The organism is Pedobacter sp. 22226 (assembly GCF_052045455.1).
In the GTDB taxonomy this organism is placed as follows: Bacteria; Bacteroidota; Bacteroidia; order Sphingobacteriales; family Sphingobacteriaceae; genus Pedobacter; species Pedobacter jeongneungensis.
This window is the reverse complement of record NZ_JBQEPB010000018.1, coordinates 1-8,486: the sequence shown is the minus strand read 5'-3', so window position 1 is coordinate 8,486 and position 8,486 is coordinate 1. Positions and strand designations below refer to the sequence as shown.

Here is an 8,486-nt window from a genome sequence, read left to right as displayed (position 1 = left end):
TAAAACTAGAGATGACGAAAATTCACCCTGCCTTTTATTTAAACGCTTACTAAGCTTTCTTCTTGTAATAAGATTTGCAACAAAAAAATCAGTTTGATAAACCAAAGGAGATGACGTAACTCACTTACAATCCAATGTAAATAACGATTATTTTTTCTTATATTAGTCTCATTAAAATCTCTTTATAAAATATTCCCCAAACAGAGTCCCCGTTCTGAAATTCCCTTATCCATCCGATAACCGGGATTAAATCATTATTTTCTAAAATTTTATAAAGAGAACATCATGCAAAATTTAAAAATTGCTTTAATCGGTGCCACTGGTAAAGCTGGTACTTATATTTTAAAAGCGCTGCTGGCGCAAAACTATAGGGTAAAAGCCCTGGTTAGAAACCCCGAAAAACTTCAGTCTGGTCATCCTTCTTTAGAAATTGTAACAGGCGATGTTAGCGATGCTGAAGCCGTACATCATTTTATAAAAGATTGTGATATCGTTGTGAGTGCTTTAGGCATGGGACAACCAGCAAGTGAAAAAACAATCTTTACGCAATCAGCTGCTAATATATTAACAGCAATGCAAGCTTTTGGACTGAAACGTTATATCGTACTTACAGGTATTAATGTAGATACGCCTTTTGATGAAAAAGATGCTAAAACTAAATTTGCTACTCAATGGATGTACGAGAATTATCCGGTTTCTACAGCAAACCGGCAAAAAGAATATGAGATGCTTTCAGAAAGTAAGCTAGATTGGACTTTAATCCGTTTACCCTTGATTATCCAAACTGATCAACAAACGGCAATAGGAACAAGTTTGCTTAATTGCGATGGCGATCAGATTAACGCTGCGAACATTGCGGAGTTTATTATTGAGGACTTAGGAGAGGGTAAGTTTGTAAAACAGGCACCTTTTATCTGGAATAGTATGCTTAAATAGCACAGTTTCGTCATTGCGAGGAGGAACGACGAAGCAATCTTACTACTATCGCTACTAGCGAACGCTTTAGGATTGCTTCGTGCCTCAGCAATGACGACTTTTTTATTGAAATCTGTTCAAGAGAACTATTCGTGCCTTGTGGTCATAACTTAGGCTGTTTCACCCAATCCTTATAACCCATCTCAAATTTTATTTCGCCTTTATTAACCATGCCTGTTTTTCTCCAACCTTGCCTGCTGTAAAATTCTTCGGCACGGGTATTTGGTGCTGTACCCAACCAAACAGGTTCTTTAGTCTGTTCAAAATACCAGTCTAGCATTAACCGGTGTAGTTTCTTACCAATACCTTTCCCTTCGAACTCTGGCCGAAGGAATAAAGCCCAGATATTATGCTCCTTTAAATCTACGATCGAAAAACCAACCACTTCACCATCAACCTCACAAACCCATCCTTTGCCCCGCTCAATAATAAATTCTTCGCAATCTTTGTCAGTAACCAGAGCCGGATCGGACAAAATGTTCTCTTTTACAGTATGTCTGACGATTTGCATGGCAGCGATGTCAGTTGTTTTTGCAAAGCGAAAAATCATGATTTATATTTTCTTAAAAATTTGACTCATTTAAAAATACACGTTTAAACGCTTTAAACCTTGATTATTAATAATAAAACTAAGCAATAAAATGTTTATGACAAATGAATGATTGTGAATTGTGCAATTGGTTCTACATTTGCTTAACGGTGTTAGATTATTTACACCTTATATTCCAGATCATGGGAAGTAAAGAAAGAATTCTACGTTTAAAAGATGAAACCAGAACAAAAATTCTGGATGCAGCCTTGAACATTGTTCAAACAGAGGGCTGGCAGGCATTGAGTATGCGTAAAATTGCCGACCAGATCGAATATACAGCACCAATTATTTACGAATACTTTTCTAACAAAGATGGTATCTTACTGGAACTCACCAGAAGGGGATATTTAATGTTGGCCAAAGATATCCGCGAAGCCAGGGATAAACACGAATCTCCGGAAGATAAAATGGAAGCCATGTGGATTGCCTACTGGAACTTCGCCTTTGCCCACAAAGAATTTTATCAGCTGATGTATGGTGTGGATATGGTTTGTTGTACCGTTAAAAATTCAATGCCCGAAGCCGAAAATGTAGGCGGTATGTTAGGCGAAGTAATTGAATCACTATTCGAGAAGAAACCAGTATCTGAAGATGATATCTGCATGAAGTATTATACCTATTGGTCAATCATTCACGGGTTAATTTCGATTAACCTGGTGCGCCCGAACGGAAGAACAACAGACGAACTAAACCAGCAAATTTTAAAAGATGCCATCAAAGGTATCACGTTATCTATTAACAGTTAAAATATTTTTTTTACACAGTAATTTAACACTGTTAGATTATTTATACACTATAATCCAATTAAATTTAATCATATGAAGTCTCTACATCGCTTGTATCCATTACTTAACACCGTTAAATGGTTTAATGGTATTAAATCATTGTTAACAATTTCTCTTTTATCTATAATTTTGATTAGCTGTAAATCATCTCCCGAGCAATCGGCAGCTGCGCCACCACCACCGGTTTTACCTGTAAGTGCGATTAACGCAAGTACCGAAACTACGTTTGTAGACTACCCGGCTTCTATACAGGGAGCGGTTGATATTGATGTTCGTCCGCAGGTGAGCGGTTACCTTCAAAGCGTTTTGGTTAACGAAGGCGCTTATGTAACAGCCGGACAAACACTATTCAAAATTAACGAAAACCCTTTCCGTGAGGCTTTAAACAACGCTAAAGCAAGTTTACATGCTGCAGAAGCTGCCATGTTAAATGCACAGCTGGAAGTGGATAAGTTAACGCCATTGGTTCAAAATAAAGTGGTTTCTGATATCCAGTTAAGAACTGCAAAAACAGCTTACAAAATTGCCCAGGCCAATGCCGAACAAGCTAAAGCCAGCGTAGCTTCTGCACAGATCAACTTAGGTTATACTAATGTTAAGGCTACGGTAAGTGGTTACATTGGTCGTATCCCTAAGAAACAGGGAAGTTTAGTTTCGCCAACTGATCAAGTGGCTTTAACTCAGTTATCTGATATCCATGAAGTACACGTTTATTTCTCACTTGCAGAAAACGACTTCAATAACTTTAATGCAAATTACCCTGGTAAAACCCCTGCCGACAGGATTAAACATTTACCAGCGGTTGAACTTTTATTGTCAGACAATTCGGTTTATCCACTTAAAGGTAAAATCGACATGATTGATGGCCAGTTTGATAAAAACACCGGTGCCATTACTTTAAGGGCCAGTTTCCCTAATGCAAGCGGTGTGTTACGCTCGGGTAATACCGGTAAAATCCACTTAGGCTTGCAGCATAATGATGCCATTCTGGTTCCTCAGTCGGCCACAGTAGAAATGCAGGACAAAGTATTCGTATTTACTGTAGGCGACAGCAGCAAGGTGAAAAAACAAGCCATTACCATTGTGGGTAAAGCCGGCGAAAATTACCTGGTTAATGCGGGGGTAAAAGTTGGCGACCAGATTGTGTTAAGCGGCATTGACAAACTACAGGAGGGTATGGTGATCCAGCCTCAAAAGGCAGCAGATAAAGTAGCTGTTGCAAAATCGAAAAATTAATACACTTAAAGTTTAAGCAATCATGTTTCAGAAATTTATAGACAGGCCTGTACTTTCGACTGTTATTTCCATCTTATTGGTAATAGTTGGGATACTGGGCTTAACAAAGCTACCCTTAGAGCGCTTCCCAAATATCGCACCTCCGTCGGTATTGGTAACTGCTGTGTACCCGGGGGCGAATGCCGAAACGATTTTACGTTCGGTAACCCCTTCATTGGAGGAAGCCATTAATGGTGTGGAGAACATGACCTACATGACCTCGAGCGCCAGTAACGATGGTACGCTGGCGATTACGGTGTACTTTCAACAAGGTACCAATCCCGATCAGGCAGCTGTTAACGTGCAAAACCGTGTTTCGCAGGCCACCAGCCAATTGCCAGCAGAGGTAGTACAATATGGTATCACCACTACAAAACAGCAAAACAGTTTTATTGGCGCTATCGGGGTTTACTCTGAAGATCCAAAAAAATACGATGCGGTTTTTGTAAACAACTATGCACAGATCAATATCATTCCGGAGCTTAAACGTATCCCGGGTGTTGGTTCGGCCAGTGTATTTGGCGGTATTAAAGATTATTCGATGCGTATCTGGTTAAATCCAAGTCAGCTGGCTACTTACAAAATTACCCCAAATGAAGTGATTACGGCCATTCAGGACAAAAACCTGGAAGCAGCACCGGGCAGGGTTGGAGAGAGAAGTAATGAAGCGTTTGAGTACATCATTAAATATAAAGGTAAACTTACCAAACCTGAGGAATATCAGAATATCGCGATCCGTTCCAATTCTGATGGTTCTATCTTACGTTTAAAAGACGTGGCCCGTGTGGAATTGGGTGCTTACAGTTATGGTAGTGTTAACCGTTTAAACGGACACGATGGAATTACGATTGGGGTAATCCAGTTATCGGGTTCTAATGCCAACGAAATCCAGATTGCCATTGATAAATTATTGGCAAAACTATCAAAAGATTTCCCCGCAGGTATTAAATACAATCAGTTTTACCGTACCAAAACCGATCTGGACGAATCCATCAATCAGGTGGAACACACCCTGGTGGAAGCCTTTTTACTGGTATTTATCGTTGTGTTTATCTTCCTTCAGGATTTCAGGTCTACCTTAATACCGGCCATTGCGGTTCCGGTGGCGATTATCGGTACCTTCTTCTTTATGCAGTTGTTCGGCTTCTCTGTTAACCTTTTAACCTTGTTCGCACTTGTACTGGCCATAGGTATTGTGGTGGATGATGCGATTGTGGTGGTGGAAGCGGTGCATGCCAAGATGGAAGAAAATCCTTCGCTTAGTCCGAAAGCGGCAACTACCGAGGCCATGAATGAGATTACCGGGGCCATTATATCGATTACGCTTGTAATGGCGGCAGTGTTTTTACCGGTAGGTTTTATGACCGGCTCAACAGGGATCTTTTACAAACAGTTTGCCTTAACCATGGCTATTGCCATTATTATTTCTGCGGTTAACGCTTTAACTTTAAGTCCTGCATTGGCAGCCTTATTTTTAAAGAATAAACATGCTGAAGGCGGTCATCACGCACCTAAAAAAGGTTTTGTAGAAAAGTTTTATGCAGGCTTTAACGGTGGGTTTAATTATATGACCAACCGATATGTTGGTGGTTTAAAAGTGCTTATCCGTAATAAATGGATCAGCATGGCCGGACTTGCGTTAATCGTTGCGGTTACTGTTCTTCTGGTAAGCAGAACAAAAACGGGCTTTATCCCTACAGAGGATCAGGGTTTTGTGGCCATTGCGGTTGCCAGTCCATCAGGAACTTCATTAGCCAATACCAATAAAATATTAAAACAGGCTGAAGAGGAATTGAGGGCTATGCCATCGGCAAGATTCGTGATGTCGCTTGCAGGTTATAACTTCTTAACAGCATCTAATAGTCCTTCGGCTGGTCAGATTTTCTTATTGTTAAAACCAAATGAAGAAAGGGGAGCAGTAAAAAATATCGATGAGATCCAGAATATCGTAAGGGCTAAAATGGCAGCCATATCTGCAGGTACCTTCTTCGTATTCAGTTTTCCAACCGTACCGGGCTTTAGTAATGTGGAAGCGATGAACGTGATGTTACAGGATAAAACCAACGGCAGACTGGATAAATTTAGTGGTGTAGCGAATAACTTCATCGGAAAGTTAATGGCGAAACCAGCAATTGCCTATGCTTTTACATCTTATAAAGCAGATTATCCGCAGTTACAACTGGATGTGAACGACGAAAAAGCCGATCAGCTGGGCGTAAGTAAAAAGGATATTTTACAAACCATGCAGACCTATTTTGGTACGGCACAGGCATCAGATTTTAACCGCTTTGGTAAATATTACCGTGTGGTGGTTCAGGCTGATGTTGCTGACAGGACTGACCCTGCGAGTATCGACCGTGTGTTTGTGAAAAACAAAGCCGGAGAAAGCGTGCCGATCAGTACGCTGGTTAAATTAACCCGTGTGTATGGTTCGGAAACGGCTTCGCGTTATAATTTGTTTAACTCTATCGAAGTCAATGCGATCCCTAAACCAGGTTTCAGTTCTGGTGATGCGATTAAAGCGATAGAAGAAACGGCCAGAGAGCAATTGCCAACCGGATATGCTTATGAATTCTCGGGACAAACACGTGAGGAAATTTCTTCAGGCGGACAGTCGACAGTGATCTTCCTGTTATGTTTAGTGTTTGTTTACTTCCTCTTATCAGCACAATACGAAAGTTATATCCTGCCATTGGCGGTAATCCTTTCAATCCCTACAGGTGTATTCGGTGTGTTTGTGGTATTGGGTTTAACCGGTATCGAAAACAACATTTATGTACAGGTAGCACTGATTATGCTGATTGGTTTGCTGGCTAAAAACGCGATTCTGATCGTTGAGTTTGCGGTGCAGCGACGAAAGGCAGGGCTGAGTCTGGTTGATTCGGCTATCGAAGCCGCCCGATTAAGGATCAGACCGATCATCATGACCTCACTTGCTTTTGTGTTTGGTTTATTCCCGATGAGTATTGCAACAGGTCCGTCGGCACAGGGTAACCACTCCATCAGTATTGGTGCCGCAGGAGGTATGGTTTCAGGTGTAATTTTAGGTTTATTCATCATTCCGGTACTTTTCGTCATCTTCCAGGCTTTACAGGAAAAAATATCAAAAAAATCATCAAATGAGGTTGTTCGCCACCATGAAGAGCCTGTTAATAATCATGTAGTTTATGAAACGGTTTAATATAGTTAGCATCCTGCTCCTTGCTTTAATCTGGAGCGGATGTTCGGTTTCGAAAGATACAGCCCTGCCCAATATTGTGCCAGGCTTATTCAGAAACACCACACCACGCGATTCTTCGAGCATTGGCACCATGCCATTGAAGAGTTTTATTAACGACCTTACTGTTCAGAATTTAATTGATACAGCTTTGGTTAAAAATTACGACATGCAAATTGCATTGAAAAATATCGATGCAGCAGAAGTATTGTTCAAACAATCTAAATTGGGTTATTTACCTGAGCTTAAATTGCAGGTGGCGGCAAGTACCAGCCGTCCGAGCGATAACAGTTTAAATGGATTAAGCCTGAACCAGTTTACGGGTTCTACACACATCGAAGATTACAGCGCTAATCTGGGTGTGTTTTGGGAGGCCGATATCTGGGGGAAGATCCGCAATCAAAAAGCCGGCGCTTTAGCCAGTTTTTTGCAGACTGAGGAAGCTCGTAAAGCGGTTCAAACCCGTTTGGTTGCCAATGTGGCGCAAGGTTATTATAACCTGCTGATGCTTGATGCGCAACTGGAAATTGCCAGAAAGAACTTAAAACTGAACGATAGTACCTTAAGGATTATCAATTTACAGTTCGATGCTGGTCAGGTTACTTCGCTGGCGATACAGCAGGCGCAGGCGCAGCAATTGGTTGCGGCACAGCTGATCCCCCGTTTAGAACAAAATGTAACCCTGCAGGAAAATGCTTTAAGTGTACTGATCGGTACTTTACCAAAAGCGATTAACCGGGAGAGCCGTTTGGACAAAATGGTGCTTCCGGACGATTTAAACGCAGGGTTCCCTTCGGCAATGTTGAGCCGCAGACCGGATATTAAAAGTGCAGAGTTAGCGTTAACGGTAGCAAATGCAAAGGTTGGGGTAGCGAAAGCAAGTTTATATCCATCACTGGTGATTACCGCAAGCGGTGGAGTAAACTCTTTTAAGGCAAGCAACTGGTTTAATGTACCGGCATCTTTATTCGGACTGGTTTCGGGAGGGATTACTCAGCCTATTTTTCAACGCGGACAGTTAAAAAGCAATTTAGAACTGGCTAAAATCGACCGTGAGAAAACAGTGATTCAGTTCCGTCAGTCGGTATTGAATGCGGTTGGCGAAGTGTCGGATGAGTTAACGAAAGTAGAGAAGTTGAAAGCACAATACAGCATTGCCGAAAAAAGAGCGCAAACTTTACAGCAGGCTTCAAAAAATGCAAGTTTGTTGTTTAAAAGCGGCATGGCGAACTACCTGGAGGTAATTACGGCGCAAGGCAATTTATTGCAAAGCGAACTGGAACTTACCACCATTAAAACAGAGCAGTTAAATGCTGTGGTTGGTTTGTACCGCTCGTTAGGCGGCGGCTGGAATTAATTTGCAAAAACCTATAAGGCTTGTAAAAGGCTTTATAGGTTTGTGTATAAATTTAGGCACTAGGAACGCGAGGTTCTTGGTGCTTTTTTTATTATTAAATTGTCATCCTGAGGCACGAAGGATCTGTAAGTTTTTAGCACTTTTTTCCCCCTAGCACGGTCTTGCCTCGGCTCACCGCCGCCGAGGGGCTCTTTCTTTTGGCTTGGCCCAAAAGAAACAAAAACCCAAGGCTTGGATCTGATGTCGGATAAATTCGTCAAAGCTTTTAATTCGTCAGCACAAGCC

The 8,486-nt window shown here is 41.4% G+C and carries 7 protein-coding genes; 5 read left to right on the top strand and 2 right to left on the bottom strand.

The features are described from left to right. Positions 1-285: 285 nt before the first annotated feature. Positions 286-936: an NAD(P)-dependent oxidoreductase gene (locus tag ACTJKC_RS25340; protein ID WP_440796453.1), complete on the top strand. Its 651-nt coding sequence runs from the start codon at positions 286-288 to the stop codon at positions 934-936. Positions 937-1,078: 142 nt separating this feature from the next. Here the strand turns inward: ACTJKC_RS25340 and ACTJKC_RS25335 are convergent, their stop codons facing one another. Then, positions 1,079-1,486, bottom strand: a complete 408-nt coding sequence (locus ACTJKC_RS25335; RefSeq protein ID WP_440796451.1) for a GNAT family N-acetyltransferase — start codon at positions 1,484-1,486, stop codon at positions 1,079-1,081. 221 nt (positions 1,487-1,707) lie between these two features. Here ACTJKC_RS25335 and ACTJKC_RS25330 point away from each other — a divergent pair, with 221 nt between their 5' ends. From ACTJKC_RS25330 to ACTJKC_RS25315, 4 genes are all read left to right on the top strand, one after another. Next, positions 1,708-2,313: a TetR/AcrR family transcriptional regulator gene (locus ACTJKC_RS25330; protein WP_344849999.1), complete on the top strand. Its 606-nt coding sequence runs from the start codon at positions 1,708-1,710 to the stop codon at positions 2,311-2,313. A gap of 72 nt (positions 2,314-2,385) precedes the next feature. Continuing rightward, positions 2,386-3,588, top strand: a complete 1,203-nt coding sequence (locus ACTJKC_RS25325) for an efflux RND transporter periplasmic adaptor subunit (RefSeq protein WP_344850000.1) — start codon at positions 2,386-2,388, stop codon at positions 3,586-3,588. A 22-nt stretch (positions 3,589-3,610) separates the two neighbouring features. Continuing rightward, positions 3,611-6,808, top strand: coding sequence for an efflux RND transporter permease subunit (locus tag ACTJKC_RS25320; RefSeq protein ID WP_440796449.1), 3,198 nt, complete (start codon positions 3,611-3,613; stop codon positions 6,806-6,808). Further along, the gene (locus tag ACTJKC_RS25315) at positions 6,795-8,201 is read left to right on the top strand and encodes a TolC family protein (protein ID WP_344850004.1); all 1,407 of its coding nucleotides are present in this window, start codon (positions 6,795-6,797) and stop codon (positions 8,199-8,201) included. Before ACTJKC_RS25320 ends, ACTJKC_RS25315 begins: the two co-directional genes overlap by 14 nt. 59 nt (positions 8,202-8,260) lie before the next feature. Here the strand turns inward: ACTJKC_RS25315 and ACTJKC_RS25310 are convergent. Beyond that, positions 8,261-8,486 (bottom strand): hypothetical protein (locus tag ACTJKC_RS25310; protein ID WP_440796447.1); only part of this gene is annotated, 226 nt, incomplete at its 5' end.

Coding starts and splice junctions, on each gene's coding strand:
- ACTJKC_RS25340 (WP_440796453.1), top strand. CDS start 286: ATGCAAAATTTAAAAATTGCTTTAATCGGTGCCACTGGTAAAGCTGGT.
- ACTJKC_RS25335 (WP_440796451.1), bottom strand. CDS start 1,486: ATGCAAATCGTCAGACATACTGTAAAAGAGAACATTTTGTCCGATCCG.
- ACTJKC_RS25330 (WP_344849999.1), top strand. CDS start 1,708: ATGGGAAGTAAAGAAAGAATTCTACGTTTAAAAGATGAAACCAGAACA.
- ACTJKC_RS25325 (WP_344850000.1), top strand. CDS start 2,386: ATGAAGTCTCTACATCGCTTGTATCCATTACTTAACACCGTTAAATGG.
- ACTJKC_RS25320 (WP_440796449.1), top strand. CDS start 3,611: ATGTTTCAGAAATTTATAGACAGGCCTGTACTTTCGACTGTTATTTCC.
- ACTJKC_RS25315 (WP_344850004.1), top strand. CDS start 6,795: ATGAAACGGTTTAATATAGTTAGCATCCTGCTCCTTGCTTTAATCTGG.